The organism is Pseudoalteromonas sp. OFAV1 (assembly GCF_021532595.1).
Classification (GTDB): domain Bacteria; phylum Pseudomonadota; class Gammaproteobacteria; order Enterobacterales; family Alteromonadaceae; genus Pseudoalteromonas; species Pseudoalteromonas lipolytica_C.
On the sequence record NZ_JAKGBG010000067.1, the window covers coordinates 1 to 21,155 of the forward strand.

At 36.0% G+C, this 21,155-nt stretch carries 30 protein-coding genes; 14 read left to right on the forward strand and 16 right to left on the reverse strand.

All coding sequences use genetic code 11. From position 1 onward, the window contains the following. From L1267_RS22055 to L1267_RS22065, 3 genes are all read right to left on the reverse strand, one after another. Window positions 1-610 (reverse strand): helix-turn-helix domain-containing protein (locus L1267_RS22055; RefSeq protein WP_235384144.1); only part of this gene is annotated, 610 nt, incomplete at its 3' end. Window positions 611-853: 243 nt separating this feature from the next. Then, window positions 854-1,129: a hypothetical protein gene (locus L1267_RS22060; RefSeq protein ID WP_235384146.1), complete on the reverse strand. Its 276-nt coding sequence runs from the start codon at window positions 1,127-1,129 to the stop codon at window positions 854-856. A 10-nt stretch (window positions 1,130-1,139) separates the two neighbouring features. After that, window positions 1,140-1,529, reverse strand: coding sequence for a hypothetical protein (locus L1267_RS22065; protein WP_235384147.1), 390 nt, complete (start codon window positions 1,527-1,529; stop codon window positions 1,140-1,142). A 154-nt stretch (window positions 1,530-1,683) separates the two neighbouring features. Here L1267_RS22065 and L1267_RS22070 point away from each other — a divergent pair, with 154 nt between their 5' ends. From L1267_RS22070 to L1267_RS22080, 3 genes are read left to right on the forward strand one after another with little or no spacing between them, the layout of a single operon-like run. After that, window positions 1,684-2,292, forward strand: a complete 609-nt coding sequence (locus tag L1267_RS22070) for a BspA family leucine-rich repeat surface protein (RefSeq protein WP_235384148.1) — start codon at window positions 1,684-1,686, stop codon at window positions 2,290-2,292. Between the two features lie 18 nt (window positions 2,293-2,310). Continuing rightward, entirely contained in the window at window positions 2,311-2,994 is a 684-nt protein-coding gene (locus tag L1267_RS22075; protein WP_235384149.1) for a BspA family leucine-rich repeat surface protein, read from the forward strand. Between the two features lie 15 nt (window positions 2,995-3,009). Next, window positions 3,010-3,765, forward strand: a complete 756-nt coding sequence (locus L1267_RS22080) for a hypothetical protein (protein ID WP_235384150.1) — start codon at window positions 3,010-3,012, stop codon at window positions 3,763-3,765. Window positions 3,766-3,845: 80 nt separating this feature from the next. Here L1267_RS22080 and csf4 read toward each other — a convergent pair whose 3' ends face one another. Then, complete coding sequence (gene csf4, locus L1267_RS22085; protein WP_235384151.1) at window positions 3,846-6,251, reverse strand: type IV CRISPR-associated DEAD/DEAH-box helicase Csf4; 2,406 nt, start codon at window positions 6,249-6,251, stop codon at window positions 3,846-3,848. 204 nt (window positions 6,252-6,455) lie between these two features. Here csf4 and csf5 point away from each other — a divergent pair, with 204 nt between their 5' ends. Genes csf5 through csf3 form a run of 4 tightly spaced genes read left to right on the forward strand, consistent with a single transcriptional unit; the run spans window position 6,456 to window position 9,712 of the window. Continuing rightward, entirely contained in the window at window positions 6,456-7,142 is a 687-nt protein-coding gene (csf5, locus tag L1267_RS22090) for a type IV CRISPR-associated endonuclease Csf5 (protein WP_235384152.1), read from the forward strand. Further along, the gene (gene csf1 / locus L1267_RS22095) at window positions 7,132-7,917 is read left to right on the forward strand and encodes a type IV CRISPR-associated protein Csf1 (protein ID WP_235384153.1); all 786 of its coding nucleotides are present in this window, start codon (window positions 7,132-7,134) and stop codon (window positions 7,915-7,917) included. The genes csf5 and csf1 overlap by 11 nt, the downstream gene beginning before the upstream one ends. Before the next feature lie 32 nt (window positions 7,918-7,949). Continuing rightward, window positions 7,950-9,002, forward strand: coding sequence for a type IV CRISPR-associated protein Csf2 (gene csf2, locus L1267_RS22100; protein ID WP_235384154.1), 1,053 nt, complete (start codon window positions 7,950-7,952; stop codon window positions 9,000-9,002). An 8-nt stretch (window positions 9,003-9,010) separates the two neighbouring features. Next, window positions 9,011-9,712 (forward strand): type IV CRISPR-associated protein Csf3, encoded by a 702-nt coding sequence (csf3, locus tag L1267_RS22105; protein WP_235384155.1) that lies wholly within the window; start codon window positions 9,011-9,013, stop codon window positions 9,710-9,712. 308 nt (window positions 9,713-10,020) lie between these two features. Here csf3 and L1267_RS22110 read toward each other — a convergent pair whose 3' ends face one another. Both L1267_RS22110 and L1267_RS22115 read right to left on the reverse strand, forming a co-directional pair. After that, window positions 10,021-10,488 carry a hypothetical protein gene (locus L1267_RS22110; RefSeq protein WP_235384156.1) on the reverse strand — a complete coding sequence of 156 codons (468 nt, stop codon included), beginning with the start codon at window positions 10,486-10,488 and terminating at the stop codon, window positions 10,021-10,023. A 226-nt stretch (window positions 10,489-10,714) separates the two neighbouring features. Further along, entirely contained in the window at window positions 10,715-11,047 is a 333-nt protein-coding gene (locus tag L1267_RS22115) for a hypothetical protein (protein WP_235384158.1), read from the reverse strand. A 219-nt stretch (window positions 11,048-11,266) separates the two neighbouring features. Between L1267_RS22115 and L1267_RS22120 the strand changes: the two genes are divergently transcribed. The 4 genes from L1267_RS22120 (at window position 11,267) to L1267_RS22130 (ending at window position 13,725) form a co-directional block, all read left to right on the forward strand. After that, window positions 11,267-12,295: a BspA family leucine-rich repeat surface protein gene (locus L1267_RS22120; RefSeq protein WP_235384160.1), complete on the forward strand. Its 1,029-nt coding sequence runs from the start codon at window positions 11,267-11,269 to the stop codon at window positions 12,293-12,295. A gap of 98 nt (window positions 12,296-12,393) precedes the next feature. After that, complete coding sequence (locus L1267_RS23835) at window positions 12,394-12,474, forward strand: SEC-C metal-binding domain-containing protein (protein ID WP_442960574.1); 81 nt, start codon at window positions 12,394-12,396, stop codon at window positions 12,472-12,474. Window positions 12,475-12,524: 50 nt separating this feature from the next. Further along, window positions 12,525-13,196, forward strand: a complete 672-nt coding sequence (locus L1267_RS22125; RefSeq protein WP_235384161.1) for a BspA family leucine-rich repeat surface protein — start codon at window positions 12,525-12,527, stop codon at window positions 13,194-13,196. Window positions 13,197-13,290: 94 nt separating this feature from the next. Then, window positions 13,291-13,725: a DUF285 domain-containing protein gene (locus L1267_RS22130; RefSeq protein WP_235384163.1), complete on the forward strand. Its 435-nt coding sequence runs from the start codon at window positions 13,291-13,293 to the stop codon at window positions 13,723-13,725. Between the two features lie 59 nt (window positions 13,726-13,784). Here the strand turns inward: L1267_RS22130 and L1267_RS22135 are convergent, their stop codons facing one another. From L1267_RS22135 to L1267_RS22165, 7 genes are all read right to left on the reverse strand, one after another. Beyond that, window positions 13,785-15,245 carry a DNA cytosine methyltransferase gene (locus tag L1267_RS22135; protein WP_235384164.1) on the reverse strand — a complete coding sequence of 487 codons (1,461 nt, stop codon included), beginning with the start codon at window positions 15,243-15,245 and terminating at the stop codon, window positions 13,785-13,787. 80 nt (window positions 15,246-15,325) lie between these two features. Next, the gene (locus L1267_RS22140) at window positions 15,326-15,520 is read right to left on the reverse strand and encodes a hypothetical protein (RefSeq protein ID WP_235384168.1); all 195 of its coding nucleotides are present in this window, start codon (window positions 15,518-15,520) and stop codon (window positions 15,326-15,328) included. 120 nt (window positions 15,521-15,640) lie between these two features. Further along, window positions 15,641-15,892, reverse strand: a complete 252-nt coding sequence (locus L1267_RS22145) for a hypothetical protein (RefSeq protein ID WP_235384169.1) — start codon at window positions 15,890-15,892, stop codon at window positions 15,641-15,643. 101 nt (window positions 15,893-15,993) lie between these two features. Continuing rightward, window positions 15,994-16,554, reverse strand: coding sequence for a hypothetical protein (locus L1267_RS22150; protein WP_235384170.1), 561 nt, complete (start codon window positions 16,552-16,554; stop codon window positions 15,994-15,996). A gap of 320 nt (window positions 16,555-16,874) precedes the next feature. Continuing rightward, a complete protein-coding gene (locus L1267_RS22155; protein ID WP_235384171.1) occupies window positions 16,875-17,459 on the reverse strand; it encodes a hypothetical protein in 585 nt (194 codons plus the stop codon). Between the two features lie 74 nt (window positions 17,460-17,533). After that, window positions 17,534-17,770: a hypothetical protein gene (locus L1267_RS22160; protein ID WP_235384172.1), complete on the reverse strand. Its 237-nt coding sequence runs from the start codon at window positions 17,768-17,770 to the stop codon at window positions 17,534-17,536. A gap of 88 nt (window positions 17,771-17,858) precedes the next feature. Beyond that, window positions 17,859-18,242, reverse strand: coding sequence for a hypothetical protein (locus tag L1267_RS22165; protein WP_235384173.1), 384 nt, complete (start codon window positions 18,240-18,242; stop codon window positions 17,859-17,861). A 198-nt stretch (window positions 18,243-18,440) separates the two neighbouring features. On the opposite strand from L1267_RS22165, the gene L1267_RS22170 reads away from it, so the two are divergent. Then, on the forward strand, window positions 18,441-18,818 hold the full coding sequence (locus tag L1267_RS22170; RefSeq protein ID WP_235384174.1) for a hypothetical protein: 378 nt from the start codon (window positions 18,441-18,443) through the stop codon (window positions 18,816-18,818). 235 nt (window positions 18,819-19,053) lie between these two features. Then, window positions 19,054-19,557: a hypothetical protein gene (locus L1267_RS22175; protein WP_235384177.1), complete on the forward strand. Its 504-nt coding sequence runs from the start codon at window positions 19,054-19,056 to the stop codon at window positions 19,555-19,557. Between the two features lie 40 nt (window positions 19,558-19,597). Here L1267_RS22175 and L1267_RS22180 read toward each other — a convergent pair whose 3' ends face one another. The 3 genes from L1267_RS22180 to L1267_RS22190 all read right to left on the reverse strand — a co-directional run bounded on the left by L1267_RS22180 (window position 19,598) and on the right by L1267_RS22190 (window position 20,684). Continuing rightward, window positions 19,598-20,044 (reverse strand): hypothetical protein, encoded by a 447-nt coding sequence (locus L1267_RS22180; RefSeq protein WP_235384178.1) that lies wholly within the window; start codon window positions 20,042-20,044, stop codon window positions 19,598-19,600. Between the two features lie 17 nt (window positions 20,045-20,061). Beyond that, on the reverse strand, window positions 20,062-20,298 hold the full coding sequence (locus L1267_RS22185) for a hypothetical protein (RefSeq protein WP_235384179.1): 237 nt from the start codon (window positions 20,296-20,298) through the stop codon (window positions 20,062-20,064). Between the two features lie 62 nt (window positions 20,299-20,360). Further along, complete coding sequence (locus L1267_RS22190; RefSeq protein WP_235384180.1) at window positions 20,361-20,684, reverse strand: hypothetical protein; 324 nt, start codon at window positions 20,682-20,684, stop codon at window positions 20,361-20,363. A gap of 113 nt (window positions 20,685-20,797) precedes the next feature. Between L1267_RS22190 and L1267_RS22195 the strand changes: the two genes are divergently transcribed. Beyond that, the coding region (locus L1267_RS22195) for a helix-turn-helix domain-containing protein (protein ID WP_235384181.1) at window positions 20,798-21,155 on the forward strand (358 nt) is incomplete at its 3' end.

Below are 21,155 nucleotides of genomic sequence, written 5' to 3' on the forward strand. Positions count from 1 at the left end.
TATTTTCCTCCAGATACTCTCTTGTCGAGCCTTGAAGAAAGGACAGGTGTTCAGCATTGCTAGGAAGTTCTTCTTCGCTATTGCCGTTTTCATAACAGAAAGATACATAATATTGACCACGCTCTTTGCGGATATACAGCGAGTTTGGGATCTCGAACTTGCCATGCGCTTTAAAGGATAAGTAACCAATATTATTAGTCTTCGTGCCGATGAACAGGCGGAGATTGCCATCTTCGCAACGGTCAAAACGGAACACCTCACGAGTAAGGTAGATGCTACCCCGGTCAGTTTTAGGTTTGCGCTTAGGTCGCCCACACATGCCTTTCATGAATTTTTGGTAAGTCTGATACCAGTTAACTGCGCTGTTTCGGATGATCTGACTAGGGCATTGATACAGCCAAGGGGTTAACTCTTTTGACTTGAATTGTGATGTTTTCTGGTTAATTGGGGCATAAGTGCCCGTTGGATAATACTTACGGGCAAACGTGCGATAATACTTTTCTTCGTCAACTTTGGCATTCCAAATACTACGCGCACATCCCATCCACTGGCTTAAAACCAGTTTTTGATATGATGTTGGGTTGGCACGAAAACGAATACCGGTTAACAAATCGCCCTCTATTTAACTGTATGCATATACAGTACATAATAATTCCTACTTCATTAAAGTCAAGACCGTTCGCCTTGACTCGCAGCTAAAGCAGGCGAGAATGTGGCGAACATTTGTTCAAACCGACCATGGCGGAAAGCATGTCATTGTGTGGCGGTTCAAGTCCGGCTACTTTTATAAGCCGCACATGTAGGTCTGATTAAAGCATCATATCTCTTACAATTTGTCGGGATTTATTGACAGTTAATCGTCACTATCAAGATAGATAATCGACAGTTTAGAAGTGTCTGGCATTAAATCTTCACGTGAAGAGTGGTTATGTTTAGATTCCCCTGTATTGTCATATACATCGTCCACAGTAAACGTTTCATGTAATGAATTTACATGTACGCTTATAGTGCCTAAATTCATCATTGATGTAAGAATAGCTTCTTGCTGAGCAGGAGATAATGCGCGTACAAAGTCATCAAGGTTTGAATCGGGCAAAAAGCTTGCGAGTTGTGTCTGAGAGAATTTCATATATATATGCCTATTTTTCAATTAGTTCTAAAGTTAGGGCTACTGTAGATTCAATAACTTGTGTTTTTGACTCTATCTCACCTTCATTTAGGCAGTCAGCGATAAAGTCATCTTTATTTTTATAGCCATAAGCATGACTTTCTACGTCAATAAGATGTTCAGCAATTTTTATGTCTGGCTTGGTATTATTATCATGAAGCCAATCTTGCTCTAGTATGTCTGTGATTTCACCATCCACAGCAACTGTTAATCTCACTGTTATAGAATTGGCGCTTTTACAGCAACTTTCTGATACAGCTAGAGGGCAACAAGCCATTTGTAGCGCTTTGTAGCCACTAATGATCGTTTTATTAATGCTAAACACATTAAATTGTGTCGTTTGCGTTGATTGAATTTTCATTATAGTTATATCGTTGTGTTTTGTTATGGGTATTTTAGCAAAAAATTGATAACAAAACAATAGTTCCTTCAAAAAAAAGATATTATAAATAGAGATAGTTTTGTTTAACTGATTAGTCTAAAATAACGGCAAATTAATGTATATAAGAGTGTTTATGAAAATAAAATTAATCATGTCCGTTTTACTATTAGGTCAACTAACATCTGTACATGCTGAGCCTAGCAATGTCTTGCGCTTTTCATCATCGCCAATACAGAGTTTAAATAATTCTGGACAATCAAATGATGACACGTCACATCCGTCCTGTACAGCTGAACAGCCTGTAGTTACTTTAGATGAGCTTAAAAATATGATAGCGGCTAATGAAGATGTTACGAATGTTTGCACAAGCCAAATAACCGACATGTCGAACCTTTTTTATTTAAAAAATGACTTTAATCAAGATATCAGTAATTGGGACACATCTAATGTCACTAACATGTATTATATGTTTGGATCGGCACTTAATTTTAATCAAGACTTAAGTAAGTGGGACGTATCTAAAGTTACCAATATGAGAGGGATTTTTTCAAATTGTAAACACTTTAATTCAGATATTAGTTTATGGAATGTTGAGAATGTGACAGATTTATCATATGCATTTAAGGATTCTAGTTTTACTGGCGATATCTCAAATTGGGATACTTCAAATGTAATACATAAAAGCTACTGGAATGGAGGAATAAACTTACCTAGAGAATTTTGGCCATCAAGTTGGCAGTAATGAGAATTGGTAAAAATTATGAAATTTATTATTATATCAATTTTACTATTAGGTAAATTAACATCTGTATATGCTGAGCCTACCAATGTCTTGCGCCTTTCATCATCTCCATTGCAGAATTTAAATAATTCTGGGCAGTCAAATGATAACGTACCACATCCGTCCTGCACAGCTGAACAGCCTGTTGTTACATATGATGAACTTAAAGGTATGATAGGGGCTAACAAAGATGTTACGAATGTTTGCACAAGTCAAATAACGGATATGTCGAACCTTTTTTATAGAAACGAAACCTTTAATCAAGATATCAGCAATTGGGATGTTTCTAATGTAACCAAAATGGAGAATATGTTTTATAGTGCGTATGCATTTAATCAAGATATCAGTAATTGGAATGTTTCTTCTGTAGTTAATATGAACAGAATGTTTTACCAAACAAAAGCATTTAATCAAGAAATAGGGAAATGGGATGTATCTAAGGTTGAAATAATGGGCTCAATGTTTACATTAAATGAATCATTTTCGGCTGATATCAGCATGTGGAACGTTTCTATGGTAACAGACATGAATAGAATGTTTTATTTAACAAAATCATTCAATAGTGATTTATCGAATTGGGATGTATCAAATGTCATAGACTCATCATACTTCAGCTTAGATAGTTCTCTAAGTGCTATGTATCTACCCAATTTTTCAAATTAATAGTAAGGAATATGTGTGTTTAAAGACAGTTATAGTAATGAAATACAAACGATACGTGGAATATTAAATTCAAAGGTAGTTGTTCAAAATACTTATTATAAGCTATTTAATGATGCTAACTTGCACAGGTATTTTCGGTTGGCTCTGAAGTACGCAAAGCATGGAGGTTCTGAAAGAGAATTAGGTTTTAATGACCACTATTTTCTAAGAAAGGAAAGTCGTAATGTAATGCAAGTACTAAACCTTTTTCTTCAGTTAATGTTATCTCAGTACATTGAGGAAACAAGTAATGACCTAGAAAAGCCTAGAAAAGTATTTCCAGATAGTGGGGGTCAAACTGTACTCAAATTATTAGGTTTTATGCCATTACTTGAACTTGTGTATCAGCATATAAACTATCAAGAAACAATAAAAAATTATATGAGTGATTCTGATACGGATAAGATGAATGAATTACAGGAAGACTGCACTCTTAGAGAAGAATCACTCTTTTTTAAAGGTAAGTTCTTAAGAGATCAAGATTTTATTAATTACGAATTAAGAAACAGGCATGCTGAGGTTAGAAAACAAGATTTTCAAGAAAAAGAAGCTGATTTGTTATCGCAAATGAAGCTTTTATCTGACCATTTAAGCGATTCTGAAGGGTTGTTTGGTAATTCAATGGTTCAAGGTAAGATGTACTGGGATAGTGTCTGTAAGGAGCGTTTGGAAAGTGATAAGCAGTTCACTGAAAGTTTAACTCAGTCCTTAATGGCACTTGTAAAAAAATGATTTAAAATTTTGGCCCGTTGTATTTGTTATTGGCGTGAGATAGCAGGAGTACCCGCTATCTCATTTAGTAATAATTTTAATTACTCATCTAGTTTGATTTTGCAAACGTTACTGTAAGTTTGGATTACACGCATCATGGACGAAGTGAATCCTTGGAAGGCCTTCTCATTAATCCTATTATCAAGTAACCAAATCCGGCGGTTTTTCGGCAATCCAGAACGTCTAATTAGTCGGCCTAATCCTTGTTTGAATAACATTGTGGTTTCGATAATCTCAGCTTGAGAGTTGTAAACCATGCGACTCATCATTGTTTGGTGAGTAAGTGATTTATTCATACCGAATGGAATTTTAGGTATGACAAGATCAGTTAAAATATTATCTTCAGATGCGTCTAAGAACCCATGATCAGCGCCGTTAATGTCTAGTCCTGTCCATGCAGCGCCCACGGCAAGCCAAATAGGCTTTTTATTGTCGCATGAGAGTTTTATAAACCGACTCTTTTGTTGAGCGAGAGTCAAGTCCTGAGATGCTGAAATAATATTGCTAATGTCATAGCCAAAATTACAGTTAAGCTCTTCCTGAAGGCACTGAGCGTCTTTAATGGCAGTTAACAATACAAGAGTACCACCTTGAGCTGATTTGTTAACGTTGCTTATCCATTCAGCGTTAGAATGAATCCAAGTTTTATGCTTATGTTTTTGTTCTTTAACTGATAACTTATCTCTCCTAGAAATAGGACTGAGATTGACATCGTCAGCTAAGTAAAAAGCTTGTATAGATGATTTAAAGTCATGAGGTGAAACAGGTGGAAATTCTTTCGCTTTATTTTCAGGAATGCCTAGTTTCATGATGTAATAAGCGGCAGAATCGCGGTCTAGCTTCTTGTTATAGAGTGTTGCCGATATGCAAACAGCACTATCGAGAGAGTACCAAAACTCTTTTAGGATAAATGAAAAAGAGTTTTTGCCGGAGATAATTTGTGGGAATCGCTTTACCGGAGAAAATCGAAGTAACGTTAACGTTTTGTCACTAATCAATCGAATGCGGTCTAACACGAAACGAGCTTCACTCTTTAATTCAGGGGCTAAAGCATGTTTTTTTCTAGCGTTTAAAACGGGTTCATAAATTTTTGCCAGCAAGCTTCGGTATTTATTGGCGTGAGGTGTATTCTCAGATAGCTCTATGTCATCAAAGCATTCACTTTCATGTATTTCATTAAAGTACTTGTACAAGTTATGTCGCGTTATGAAACTATCACCAAATGCATTTTTAACACGATGAATGAATTGGTTAATTGAACTTTTATAGGTCAATGTGTTAGCTACATTTTGCTCAAACAGGTGAGCTTCATCTATTATTGCATGATCAAAGTTCGGGAGTTTACCTAAATTGCATTCTTTAATGAGCATTGCAGATTGATATGCATGTTCATCGATAATAGCTTTGAACTCAGTCTTTTCAGCTGTTTTAAGTCGCTTACTTAAATCGTCACTTAATTGCTTGCTGTCGTGTAGAGAATACTTTTGTCTGGTTCTGGTAAGCATCTCAATAGCAAGCATTGCGTGTGTTGTTAAAATGATAGTCGGCTCAGTACCAGTACTCACGAATTGTGACTTATAAACTTCTAGACTGGGTAGTTTATCATCACAGTTTGGCTTTAATTGAACTTCAGCTATTGGTATTTCTGGCGCAATTTGAGTCAATGCATCAGCTAGAAAGCTTAAATTTAGGTTTGCAAGCTGTCCTGAAGCAATACCACCTTCTTGTATCCAATTAGTGATTACATCTGTTAGGTGTTGATATTGTGGCTCACATACAAGCTCTAACAGTGCATTGGTATCAACAAAAGATCGCATACCAACAACCACTTTTAAACGGGCCATGTCGCAGCTAGTATTCAATTTTGCATATTCATTAGCAGATTGCTGTATAAGTGAAATTGTCGGGGAAGCAATGACAACATTAGATTTGTATTTTAGCGCCACTTCATTCGCATTAGCCAACATCGCTAAAGTTTTACCGATCCCTGTACTACCCTCAATCAAGCCAACAGAAAACGACGTTAATGCATTTTCGGTGTACTCATAAAACGTATTCTGGGCTGGTCTTTCATCGCGATGTGTCGCGTCTAGATATTTTTTAAAAGCAGATGAAGCTTTCTTTTGCTGTAATAAAGGCAAGTGCATATCTGAACGAATGGCTTTGACGATAAATGCAGATAAAACTGCACCTTCTCTTACTTTATTTTGCCTTGCTATACGTCGAACAATCTGACTCTTTTCGCTATCAACAGTTAAGTTAAGCTGATGGCCAATTATAAAATCTTTATTTAGAACTGCTTCTACATCTAGGTTATTAGATAGAGCATCGTCAAGTAACTTCTTTGCAACCGGCCTTAGCTGAGATTCCATCTCTTTGTTCATTTTGCCAGAAAAATCTGGGAACATTGTTTCAAGAAAAGTTAGGGGGATTGCAACAGCTGGCATGTTTACTTCCTAAGAGTGGTAGATTTAGATTTTATCTTAATACGGCAACTAATATAACAGTGGTTTCTTAGATTGCAATGCAAAATAAAATTTATTTTTGCTAAAGGTTTTATTAATAAGGAGGTAAATAGATAAAATAATTATTGCATTGTCGAAAAACCTCTTTATTATGAATGTGAAACAATACAACAGTAAGGAATAGTTGTGGAACAACAACTCTTTAAAGTATCTATACCTGAGGGGGAGAAATTATATGGCCCTCAGTTAAGACAGTTGGTAGGTGAAGCCCATAAGGGCGTACTAGATCCAGAAATTTTCAATAAAGATGAGAATAACCGACCTCTCAATAAGAAACCGTCTAATCGATTCTACACAACACGTAATGAAGCCGTTTTTATTTCAGAAGGTGAAAATGCGGTCAAAAATGTACAATCGGTTATGGGATTTATGTTATTAGCATTAAAAGATAAGTTTCCAGAACATAATATTACGTTTTCAACAGTAAGTACAAATAAGTCAGCTAGTGTAAGTGCTAAACCAATCATCTATAGTTTCCATAATATTGTTAAAAAACGCCGTAATGATATTGCTAAAGAACTAAGCAATGAGCAAACGGTAAAAAACCTTATTATACGCGAATTAGAGTCAGCTTATCGTAATGGCCTTATTGACGACTTACCGCCTACAGAATCTCTTTTAATTACGTTTACCGAGGTAAATGAAAAAGGGGTTAAGGTAACTGACGCTGGGGGCGAATACGCAAGTATGTTTTCTGGTAAAGTCGTTATGAATATCGACCTCAAAGGTAGCTGGCAGATAGGAAGTTTAACTGCGAAAGGTTACGGACGCTTTTATAAAGAATTTGTAAGAGGTGGTGACAATGAGCAGTAGCGAACTTGTTTGTCGTTCAATGAATATTGAACCTAACTTATCAGAAACAGTAAAAGCTGAGTTTGACGCATTTTGCGGCTATTGTGGTGTAGAATTGAAAGAGGGTGATGCTGTTCATCTTTTAAAATTCAAGAAATCATTCATTGATCAAAATTTATGTGCGGATGGTAGCAGTAAATATGCATGCCCACACTGCAATGAAATCATGAACCGGTCTAAATTTCTTCTACCAAAATTATCTACCGGGATTTTTACTGAACAAGGTGCTTACCCGGTAGGGAAAAATACAAACCGCGCATATTTTTTGAAAAACCCGCCAAAACCACCTTTTTTATTTTCTGTGAATATTGGTCAGAGTCAGCATATTGTTTGGAAAGCACCTGTAAATTTGAGCAATGAAGTGTTTTTTGTGCAATTAAGTAATCATGTAATTTCAATTAACCATAAGAAATTGATGGGTACTGTAAAGCATTTACATAAGCTACGGGATATCCATTCTCAAGCACTTTTAGATGATTGGGCCCTTAATAATAAGAAGCCTCAACAGATTGATCGTGACAAGTTAAACCCATTCTATTTTTTAGGAATGAAAGGTGATGTTGTAGGAACGTACACCTTATGTTCATGGCTAAAAGACCTCGTAGAATCAGAATTGATTGAAGAAAGCGAACTTGCCGAATTCAAGCAGCTGAACTGGGGTGAAGCATGGCTACTTAATGCAGCATGTATTGAAAATGAAGAATCAAATGTAAAGCCAGAGACGTTTACATATTAACCGAATAACATACAATTTTTTAGAGAGAAATTATGAAAAAGACGATTCACGTTTTACTAACTACTGTTTCACCTCAACACACAGCTTATCCTGACAATTCAGTAAAGCGTTACGGTGAAAATGGCATGTATAAAGTCCAAGCAACGAATAAAAAGTTTGTTAAGGGTAAGGCTATGCCATGCCATCCTAGTAACGGATTTCGCGGCGAATTGCGACGTTTTGCAACATCACGTATTTTAGATGTTCTGAAATCTCGCGGTGAAAAGATTGATGCTTACACTTTAACGGGGCTATATACAGGCGCATCTGAAGCTAGCCCTGATACTGCCAATAACTCGATCGAAGAGCTATTTCGTGCCAGCCAAAATGTTTATATGGGCTTATTTGGTGGTGGTTCGCGATTACTACCGTCTCGCTACACAGTTCAAGACCTAGATGTTGTATCACAACATAATATCGAATGTGGTGTAGTGACATTACCTGAAGATATGCTGACTAGCGAAAGTAATATTGATGCACTTCGCATGGAAAAAGACAGTGAAGGTAATGTTCGCTATTTAGAAGAAAGCTTTTTTATCCGTAAAGATGATCTTGCACAAAATGCGAATTTAGAACACGTTGAAAGTGTAGTTGAACATGGCATTGAAGGCGTAAGCACGTATATTTCTGAAGTTCAGGCGGCTGATAATGCAAGCAAGAAAGAAGATAGTGTTTCGAAAAAGGGCGTTCGTAACTTTCAGCGACTAGAACAGATTGCATCAGGTGTGCCAATGGCTATGCGAATTGATTTAGCGCCAGATCTGACGGATGCACAAGTAGGCCTAATGTTGTTATGTTTAGAAGATCTATTCAACAATAACTATATTGGTGGTTTTGGTCGCATTGGTTTTGGTAAGGTGCGAGTTGAAGACGCTGTGTTGGATTTGGGTGGCGAATTCCTTTCTCAAGGCAATCTGCCATTTTATAAAAATGGTACATTTACATTTGGCCCTGAATTTAATGTTTATAAAGAAGCTGCTATTGAAGATGTTCTAAATATCGATACTGAAGAACTAGTTAGCTACTTTAAGAAACTAAAAAAATAAGGGTTAACATGGAAGCATTAAAGATCACATTTAAGTTGGCTACGCCGTTCGTGAGTAACGGCTACCCGATTCATTTGGATTCTATTCTTGGTCATGCATACGTTCGCCATTACTTGCCGGATAGTCCAGAAAAAAACGAAGATGAATTGTTTGCCATTTTAGAAGATTTGCCAATTGAAAAACATCAGCAGGAAGATGATTGGGTATATAAATGCAGTGCTCTTATTCCTGTAGGGGATAAGAGTCATTCAACTCGCTTTTTTACTCGTAGATACCCTGAGATGGAAATTGCTAAAGCGACAGTAAAAGGTGATATTAAGAACGGAAATTTTAAAAAAGAAGAAGGGTTAGAACGCCATAAAATGAAACTGGACATTGGGCGAGGGCCACAAAAGAAAGTTTTATCTTATTACCCATTAACGGGCTGCGATGAGCTTGTGGCTTATTGTATCGGCGAAAAGGAACTAATCGAAGAGGCTCTTACTGAATGGGGTTATATTACGCATTTGGGCGGCATGAGACGCATGGGTAATGGTTTTATTAGTGGTGTCACAATTGAAGTTGATGAATCAGCTCTAGAAAATTGGAAGAAGAGAGCAACACCGTGGAAGTTGTCAGATGAATCGGTAAACATTTCATGTACAACTAAAAATCCTTACTGGGATAAGACCAAGATGATTAATGGCTATTGCCATATGAGCCTGTTTTAAAGTAGGGGTTAATAAACCCCTATTACCCTGTTCTAGGGCTTAAAAATTATTAATAAATCCTTTATTGAATTTTAAGCTATCCGCCATTTGCGCGGCATTTAGAAGTTATTTGCTCTAACAATTAAGGCCCTATAGTGACAGCACTATAGGGCCTTAATTATTACTGCTTATTACTGGACTAATTTGCTAAAAAAATGTTATAGAAAGCCAACGTGTATACGTGCTGGCTTCTATATAGCTTACCTGTAAAGCCATGGTAGGTAAGCGGCTTGAACTTAAGAAAGTTTTTTATTAATAAACATTTCTTCTTAGCGATCTTTAAGTTCTTTTTCTAGAATGAAAATAGAACCTTTAATTGATTCTAAGCTTTGACCTAACTGCTCGATACCAAGAGTTAATTGTTCATCCACAAAATCAAACTGGTAACTTCCTTGAGCAAAATTAGATAAACAGTCTTCTTTGGCTGAAACGGCTTCATTATATGCAGTTTCAGCCAAAGAAAGTTCTTTTTGTTTTTTGAAAAGATTGTACTTAATGTAAAGTTCTAAAAGCGGGTCGCATGCCTTTGGGTTCTCTGACTTGATCAATTTTTTAATAAAGTCACGGTTACAAAATGATTGGTGAAATTCAAGCGCACGATAAACTCCTTCACCATGCTCTTTGTCTAAAACATTGCGAACATATAACCGAGCATCTAGCCGTTCTTTAGGGCTATCTATCTCGGTGAGGATAATGCCTGTGCGAGTATTTACAATTACAGCAATTACAACGTCCATTTTTAAAGCCTATTAATTAAGTGCATGTAAGTTATTATACAGAATTACCGCCTAATTACAACAAATAAAGATAGTTATTTGAAGCCGGAAGCTTTTTTCTTGTCTTCTTTTATGCAATACAAAGTATATAGCACTGTCGGAGCTGTAATTGCTGTGAATAGACCAAGAAAAACTACCCAATCGTAAAATGTGAACATAATTTACCTCAGTTAGTAAAAAGGGAATATTATCCCTTAATTACTCGAACAGAAATCCCTTTTTTTGTTGCATCAAGAATAAGAACTTCATCATAAGAAAGCGCAAAAAAGCGTGACGCATCTTCCAGATGAACTTTATGACTCACGCTTACAGAAATATCGGCGAAAATCATATTGCTATCATGAGGTTCTGAGCTGGTAACTTCCACATCAACCAGTGCAACATCCGTGATATTCTCATCGATGCCATAGTCTAGATCAATCGCATCAGCAAGCATTTGATTGAGTTTGCCTGAAGCAATATCTGAAGGGTTGATATTGCGGATTTCCATTTCTACATTAAGTTTAACGATTGATTTCATAATTCCAGACCTTTATTTAGTTGATGTTAGTATAGTAACAGTAAATAGAGTCTGAAGCAATAATTTAGAACAAAAAAAGATAAATTAAGGCCGTGATTGAATTATAGAAAAACGCAAAAGTGTGATGGACCTTCATGTTATCATAATATGCATTGATTATGAACAAAATCTGAAGTAGTGTGATTCAGAATCATAGATAATAAATTTATAGGAATGGTTATGGCTGTAAATCTTTTTTTAGTAGCTTTTGCAGGAATGTTTTCTAATGTTAGTTCTGTTGTTGAAAAGCCTTATAGTGAATATACTCTCAGGTATGTTGGTTCAGGGTACATTCCTGAAAAAAAGGAGGATGAATTAGGTGTTAGTAAAAATAATTGTACAGAAGAAAACCCTTCTGTGACTCGCGAAGAACTTGAATATCTTTTGAAAACAGGAAGTGATGTAACAAAAATTTGTACTTCAGGTATCACAGATATGAGTTATTTGTTCGATAGTATAAATAACTCAGAACTCGCCGTAAATTTTAATCAAGATATTAGTGGTTGGGATACTTCAAATGTTACAAATATGGAGTATATGTTTTGGAATGCAAGAAGATTTAATCAAGATATCAGTGGCTGGGATACATCAAAAGTTGTTAGTTTTGCAGGGATGTTTTATGACGCATATCAGTTTAATAATGGGGGTCAACCACTAAATGATTTTGTGACGTCTAATGCATTAAATTTAAGTTATATGTTTTACAACGCAGGTCAGTTCAATCAACCTTTGCAAGGGTGGGACACATCTAATGTTGCCAGTCTAAAAGCAACGTTCGGTTATGCAGAATCATTCAATCAAGATATAAATTATTGGGATGTGTCAAAAGTTTCGGATTTCGACAATACTTTTTATGCTACAAATATATTTAACAAACCTTTAGATAATTGGGATGTTTCTAGCGCAACTACTTTTAAAAAAATGTTTTCATATTCCGGATTTAATCAAAATATAAATAACTGGGATATCCCATCTGGTGTAAGTATGTGGCAAATGTTTCGTGCTAACCATAAATTTAACCAGCCATTGGATAATTGGGATATGTCAGGGGTAACTGATGTTGGTTATATGTTTAATATAGCATTGTCTTTTAATCAAGATATCTCCAGTTGGAACTTGTCATCAACAACAAATATGACAAGTAGTGGTAAAAGAGAATTTGCCACTGAATCTGCTTTACAGCCAGAATACATGCCATCCTTCTTTTGATGTTGAGACAGCAAGGCGTAGCTACTAACTAACCACACATTGCTAAATGGTTATGCGGCCATTAATTTTTTTGGTTCAATCCATTTACCATAAAGACTTTGTGCTGTTTAAAAGTTGGAAGAAATGAATTTTGTCCATGTGGCAGTGGCAAGAAATATAGACAATGCAGTGTGCTATAATTATGATCATGTGTAATTAATTAAAGAAATATTTAAAGTATAGGGTTTTTATGAATATGAAGGTTTATATACCATTACTATTGGTATGCACTCCAGTATTGGCAGATGGTAATGTGCTTAGGTTAGGTAACGTAAGTGTTGATAATATAGAAACAAGTCCTGTTAAAAAAGTAGGTTGCTCTGGTAACCAGCCTATCGTAACACGACTAGAGCTTTTAGATATGATTAGTAACGGCGATGATGTTACGAATGTTTGTACAAGTGAAATAACCAGCTTAAGTTATTTGCTCGCACAAGCTCCTAACTTTAATCAAGATATAAGTGGGTGGGATGTATCCAATGTAACTAATATGCATTATGCTTTTAACGGTGCTGTAAATTTTAATCAAGATTTGAGCGGATGGGATGTGTCTAAAGTGACAGAAATGACCGCTATGTTTCAAGGCGCGTCAAATTTTAACCAAGATATAAGCGGGTGGGATGTGTCTAAAGTGAAACGATTCGGAAGCATGTTTAAAGGTGCAAGAAAATTTAATCAAGATTTGAGCGGATGGGATGTTTCATCAGCTAGTAATTTAAATAGTATGTTCTATAATGCATCTTCATTTAGCCAAGATCTGAGTGGTTGGCATGTTTCACAAATAACAAATAGCAATTATTTCCGAAACTTTAATCTAAATTCAAGTATGAAAAGCAATCAAATACCGTTATTTAATAATTAGAGCTATAGAGAAAAAATTATAAATATAAAAACTTGAGGTAGTTATGTAGAAAATTTCAATTGGTATGGTTTTTCTTTTGTTAGGTGGCAACTGTTTGGCAAATGAAAATGTTCTAAGGCTTGATAGTACTACGTTGAATAATTTAAGAGGTAGTAGCGTAAGTCAACCGTTACCGGAAAGCTCTTCAAAATGTGAGGATGAACAGGAAAAAGTAGATATCACCACATTAAAGGAGATGATAAAAAGCAATAAGGACGTAACAGGAGTGTGTACGAGCCTGATTACTGATATGAGCAGCCTGTTTTTAAATAACACTACATTTAACCAAGATATAAGTGGGTGGGATACATCTTCAGCTCAAGATATAAGTGGATGGAATACATCTAACGTAACGGATATGTATCAAATGTTTTGCTACTCTAAGTCTTTTAATCAAGATTTAACATCATGGGATGTATCTAAAGTTGTAAATCATGTTGGCTTTAACAGTATGTCATCTCTATCGACTTCTAAAATGCCTAAGTTTTAAAGGTATGTGATTATTATAGTTTGGGAATAAATACCTTCCCAAACTATAACTAATAGATGTTAAGCTGCTAAAGAGGTTACTTTAGGTTCAATCCATTTATTAATGGCTAGGCCTAGCGCCTCACCTAAAAGTACCCAAGGAGGAGTGCAGATAGAGTTACCTAAAAGTCGGTGAGCTGCTGTTTTAGCTGTTTCCGCGATAATATACGGATCAATGCCTTTTAAAACAGCATGTTCTTTAGGTGTCATTAAGCGTAGCCATTTGCCACAAACACTTTGTACAGTTTCTTCGTCTAAACGGACGCCTTTGCCGTAAGTGCTTGTTATTGTTGAGAATTTTGACTTTGACTCATCAATTATACACACTCTGTGACCTTTTCCTTGTTCTTTTTTCTTCGCTTCACGATTTAAAAGAATTTGTTTCGGATACCAGCCTTGACGTTCCTTTTTAGTTTCCGCCATAAGCTCTTCGGTAATGTCATCAGCATTCAAATTAGGAACAGGAGGAATACTATCGTCATTATGGTCGATAATGTCAGATGCTTTTAATGTAACCGGCTTCTTGTTGTTATAGAGATGGTCAAATGAAAAGTCGATACCGACAGTAGTAAATACAAGAGACATGCGCTTACGGCCTTCTAGAGAACCATAATCGTGTGCATCAAAAACTTCTTCATGGCATGTATAACCAAGTCTAGAGAATGTTTGGCGCATAATTTCACAAGAAGCTGTGTCTAAGTATTGTGGTACATTCTCAATTACTATAATGAGAGGGTTAGCTGTCATAGCAAGGTGAATAAATGGCCCAACTAACCAACCGGCTTCAGTATGAAATTCTGGAAGAGAGATGCTTTTGTTAGCGCCCGTTCTAGCGGCGATACTGGCCCCTTTGCAAGACAATCCGGCTACGAGGATGTCAATTTGAGGTAGCATATCAGTAGGAATTTGCTCTATAGAGCAGTTAAGGCCGATAGTTTCCTCGTCCCACATGGCACATCGTGTAGCTGCTTCCATGGCTTCTAAATCATGGTCGTTTGCAAAAGCAAGTCTAAGACCTTGGCCCACTTTCTCAAAACCAGAGCTGATAGCATTTGATAATGCGCCAATACCAGAACAGACCTCACCGACATCAAGAGGTTTACCGTTTAATAGCTTGCGTTTGGCATTAATGATTCGTTGATAAGCTTTTAAAGCCGCAGTTGTAGGGCGGATAACAATTAGATTAAAGAAATAAAAGATGTTTACGCGCTTTACTGAATCACCGAGCGTAGCATAAATTTTCTTGTTATGTAGGTCGATGACCGCACTTTTGCCGGAAGGTGTTACAGAGATGTCGCCAGTTTCGCCCTCTTTGACTTTACGTGCTGAAATCTCTTTAGTTTTCTTATTAAGCGTAAGTTTAAGCTTGTCACCAACACTTAGCTTAGCTTTTTTTGAAATGTTTTGATGTTTAATAAAAATGCGTTGGCCACGAGTTGTAACTTTCGCTGAGAGTTCTTGATCTGTTAGGGTAAAAGACATAATAGTTTTCCTTATGTTTATTGAGATTTATTATACAACAAACATTGAGGTTTTAGTATCTTTTTTTGTAATAAATATGTTTAATTATTATATTGTCGGTCAATTATGCCTCGTTGAATATCTTCTGAACGTAAATATTTATATTCAACTCCATAATTAGCAAAAGCAATACCAACGGCATCTTCTATTGAATTTGCAATAATCGAAAGTTCAGTTGGAGTTAGAGATAGTGGATTAGCCTCATTTGCAGGCAAGCGCAAAAAAAATATTTTCATAAAAATTACCGTGTATAAGTGAACTACCCAGCGATATCGCTTCGCTCTGATCACAGGGTTTTCTCGACGATTTTCGATAAAATAAAAGCCTTTCAAAGAAAGGCTTTTAGTGTATAACCGCTAGTCATCTTTATGGATACGCAGTTTCTCACGAACAAACTCTTCATGAAGTTTGACTAAGTGTAAGTGGTTTTGCTCTTTGATGATGACTTGAGCTGGCAACGCAGGTAAATCAATGTCAGCACGATTAGTGTATAAATTAAGAGTGCTTGTGCTTACTGAGGTATCATCAACCGCATATGATGGCATTGCTGTAGATGCTGTAGATAAGCATAACGCGACAAGAGCAAGAGAGATTTTACGTTTATACATAGATATTACCTTATAGATGTAGTTTCAGTTTTAAGTTATGTTTACATTATATACAAAGGTTAAGAGTAAAACAATATTTAATACAAAAAAAGATAACGTATTTAGTTGTAGGTTTTCGTTGAAATTACTAAACCAGCCGGAGTTACAAACCAATTCATTTTATGGTCGTAATCAGCATATAGAAGATCATCATTCGTGAGGGTGATGCATGTTAATAAATTATCGAAATAAACTTCAATTTCACAAGAAAGTGTCTGGTCCATCTCAAGGAGGTTAAAGTTTACAACTGGATTGCCGTTAACAAAAAGCATATCCGCTGTGTTGATAGCTTCCGCTAACGTTATTTTAGTTAAGTTAGATGTAAAGTCATATCCAAGCTCAATGAAAATTTGGCTCAACAACGTGGCTGTTTCTTCTGGTGTTAGACTAGGATGGCTGGCGATAGACGCTATGAGTTTATTCGAATTTTCAGAGTCTGGGATAGCTCCGCTTTCATCGCAGAACTTACTGATATCGATACCGAGCGAAGTAGCCTTGTCAAACAAGAGACTGTAACACTTATCGTTAAGATCGAATGTAAAATTATCGAATGAATCCAAGAAAGAAGAACCATATGCTTCATAGGTGTCTACGAAATTAAGAGATTGAGTTTTATTGTTCATAAAGAATATCTTATCCTAGTTAAGTGGAGTTATTTTAATATAAAAAGATATTGAATTCAACGTTTTTATCTAAAATCGTCGAGAAAACCCCATGGCCTATCGTAGGCTAAGAACATAGAAAAGAAAGGTTAATTAGATTTAATTGCGGCGGGGATCGTAGCAAGGGTAGTACCCGTATCGCAGCAGAAACAATCTTTAAAACGAAAGTATTCGAATTATTGAAGTTGGATTTTGGATTTGAGAAAAAAGAAGTAGCCTAGCCGTTAACGGCTAGGCTATAGAAGCCCAGTGATCTGAGTGAAACGATGTGGCTGGGTAGTTCACTTTATATAATAATCAACAATAGAACTATCTGAAACGATAAGGATCTCTCCAGATGTGTCATCTAAGCCTAAATAACCCGTATGATCCCATATAACGTGATTATAAAGAGGAGTAATGCTTATTACTGAATAGTCTTTGCCTGAACCGTCACAATCATGTTCTCTGTAATATAGGCGAGTAGTACCATTTTTAGAGTTAGGTGTTCGTAAGGATGTGACATCATAAATATTACTACAAGTATAATCATCTTCACTTGTTAATAAGGACTTTGAAAAAAAGTACTCTTTATTATTATCAATAACAACCTTTATCCCTTCATTCATATTTGCAACTAGTGATAACCAATCTTGGTCACTTACGTATGGTCCATTAAAGTAGTTTGCAAATTTTGTCCAACCCTCGTTTGGATTACTGCTGATATCGCCCCCTAAAATCATGTCACTTTTTACAGGTAAGTCATATCTCATTTTATAATCACCAGCAAAAGCTGTTCCTGAAATAAAAAACATAAGAAATACCGGACGGAAAAAGTTTTTCAAACGGAGGGGTATTGTTTTTTTTGTTATCATTTTTGTTTTCATATCTTTAAATACACTTAAGTTAAATAGCTATTATCTAACGCATAAGATGATTGCACAAGAAGCATTTAATCATCTTATGATAAAGTACGCTTTACATTCTCAACTGCTTCAGTAAGGCTCTTTATGTAGCTAGCGGAGGTTAGGTTCATTTTCGCGCAAGCCTGAGAAAGAACGAGTGACTCTATGGCACTTAAAGCGGTATTAACTTCAGGCTCATTGTCGTCATGAATCAAGTTAGATGATATTGATGCGCCTCCGCCAATGTCACGTTTAATTTCGATTCCATATACAGGAAGGGTGATTTTACTCATAAACTACCTTACAGTGCTTTTGAACTAATATTAAGACTAATGCTCAAGATTAGCTAAATACAAGTGCATAATCAATTTAAGAATGTTTTTAAATGTGCAGTATATGTAGATAATCAACTGCACCGTCCCCATACTCCCAGCGAGGGTTTTTGTCGGCTTCCTCGAAGCATCGGGCCGCATATGAGTTTTTATCAGTATATCGTTCTGGAATTAACCCCAATGAGAGAGTATTCGTTTTCCCATACTGAACGCTGATGCTTTCAGGGCACTCTAAGATATCAACAGCAATATCAAGGAAAGGTTGTGCATCGCTTGCTGTTAGAGGCCTATTCTTGTTTAAGGGCTCAAGCAACTTGTTCTCTAGTACTGCCTGTATAAGCTTGGGTAATTCATGCCCATTGTGGCCTGAAGTAATTTTAAGGATCGTTTTATTGTCTTTGTCAGCGATTGTAAGTAAACATTGTGTGCCCATACAGAAATACCTTATTAAGAGTGATTCAATTATCTTAGCTTTTAACAATTAGAATTGCAAATATATTATCCTTATAAAAACACAATTCCAGTTTAATATTTGTTTATTACATATTGATTTAAAAGGAATTATAAAACATTGCGTTAATTATCTTTTTTTGTTAAAATTGATTCAGAATTAACAAAAGGTAAGATTATTATGTCACAAAAAAGCACAGTTCAAGATATCGTAAATTCATTAATCATAGATGTAGATGCAAGCGCTAGCTCTAATTATCCGTGTAGTTTGGATATAGTGCCAAAACTGGCTATCAAAGAAATTAAGGAGCTTGGTATTGACCATACTGATGACTTAATTGCTGAAATCGAGTCTTTACAATCATTACATAATTCATATTGCGAAGCACATGATGAGTGTGACAGAGCCCAAGAGGGCTTTATGAATTCAGATGAAGATGATAGCGAAGAAATGGATTCACTCTATTCAGAGGCTATGGATAACCTTAGCAGCGCTCGTAGTAAACTAGAAGAGTCTGTTACATGTTTGAGAACTATTTTAAATTCATTTTCGAGTTAATGCAAAGAGTATAGATAATTAACTAACTGCTTAAATATTCTCTTTTAAAGCAGTTAGTTGCATAAAATAACTATAAAGGAATTAGTGTTTTATTATTACAGATAATAGTTAAAATCCAAACGTGAAACACTATATCTTTATTTGTCTTTAATGTTGATTTTTACAGTGAAGTAAGTATAATAAAAAATCTAATAAGGCTTTTAAATTTATAAGCTCAAGCATAAGGTCGTCATGTATGAACAATCAAACCAATAAGTTCAATTTGCAGTTGTTAAATGTGTCAGATGAGTTTAAATCAACTGATCTGAAAATTGTCAAAAAAAATGTCTGGCAATCGAAATTTGTGGGACTTTCTGACGTAGACGGCAAACTAGCTGCAAACTATGAAATTACAACATCAGTGTTTATAGATGCCTCCGATGTTAGAAATAAAGTCTCAGTTACATCAGATAAATATGATGTTGATAGTTCAGACTTAAGCTTTGAACCTGCTGATGGTACGTCAAGTACGCTAACCGATGAAGATGAGGTTTTAGCTCAGGCTGAAGGGTGGGGCCTCTTTCAGGAAAAGGGGGAATTTCAAGTTCAAGCGATCACTGAAATAGGCACATTCTCTCAAGATGCTGATGTTCACGAGTTTATAAAAGCAGGCGCGGAATCTGGTTCGCTTCTTCACAACAAAGTCAAAGAGATTTTATTTTTCCATAACCAAGCGGAATACCAAGCAATATTCTGGTAACCCATTTTAGGTTAACCGAAAGTTTATAAGCAGAACCAGATTATTTTCCTAAGTTAGAATCGTAAGTAGGTTCTGCTGCACTTCTCTTAAGTATATTTTTAGAAGCGGCGATTAAGTCAATTGGATTTTTACTAAATCCTATAGACTTTTGCGAACAATAGAGCTCGTAAGGGACTCTATATAGAGCTGTAATGGCCTCTTTTGGTATATCCTGACAAACTGAGTACCACGAACTATTATTGGAATCTCGCTTATATGGGGGCCATAAAATAGGGTAGCCTTCCCAGAGTTCATTATCTATCTCAACCTCAAATTGGATAACATAAACTGGACTAGGTTCATTCCCTGCTATGGAACAGTGAAAAAGCGCCGACTCAAAATCAGTGGCTAACTGATACCATTGAGCGTCGTGATGACCTTTAAAGCCCTTCTGCATTATTTTAGGAACTTCGGCCTCTTGTGTGCCGTGATAGAGTACTATTTTCATTTTGCTGACACTTCTTGTTAGTTTGTTGACTTATTATCTCTATCTAGCTCATTAATCTTGTCTTTTAATAACGCAATTTCAGTCTTATTGTTATCAATAACTTTAAACAATGCATTTATCCTATCATCATGAAGTAATTCATTTTCTGTCATGGTGTGCTCTAGTTTGTTAATGCTTATTTTGGCACTATCAATCCTAAAGTTTAGGATGTCTTGGCTATTTTGACTTGATGCTAAATTGATATAATTAAACATAATAAATAGCAATGTTACCATAAATATGTAGAAAAATGTCACAGTTGAACTTCGAACTTTTCTTATTCCAGCACAATGAATCCTGTATAAATACTCGGCTTTTCTACTGGTGTTTTTTTGTAGTATGAAAGCAGATGTTTCATATTCTCTGCCATTTTTTTAACGCCTTTACAGTAAAGAAAGGTAACGCTCGATACGAAAAGTCCAATTGAGAAGCTTGCTGCATAGCTTAGAATATCTGTATGATCTTTAAGTAAGGCAAGCAAATAACTTTTGCCTTCACCAAAAGTGCTCAGGAAGCCAATTAAAGTAACTAACGCTGGCAATAAAATAATGGCCGAATTTTTAATGAAGCTTAGTGAAGATGAAGTTGCGTTTTTGAACAAATGTTCGCCACATTCTCGCCTGCTTTAGCTGCGAGTCAAGGCGAACGGTCTTGACTTTAATGGAGTAGGGATTATTATGTACTGTATATACATACAGTTAAATAGAGGGCGATTTGTTAACCGGAATTCGGTTTCGTGCCAACCCAACATCATATCAAAAACTGGTTTTAAGCCAGTGGATGGGATGTGCGCGTAGCATTTGGAATGCCAAAGTTGACGAAGAAAGGTATTATCGCACCTTTGCACGTAAATACTACCCAACGGGCACTTATGCTCCAATTGACCAGAAAACATCACAATTCAAGTCGAAGGAGTTAACTCCTTGGCTATCTCGATGCCCTAGTCAGATCATCCGCAACAGCGCAGTTAACTGGTATCAGACTTACCAAAAATTCATGAAAGGCATGTGTGGGCGACCTAAGCGCAAACCTAAAACTGACCGGGGTAGCATCTACCTTACTCGTGAGGTGT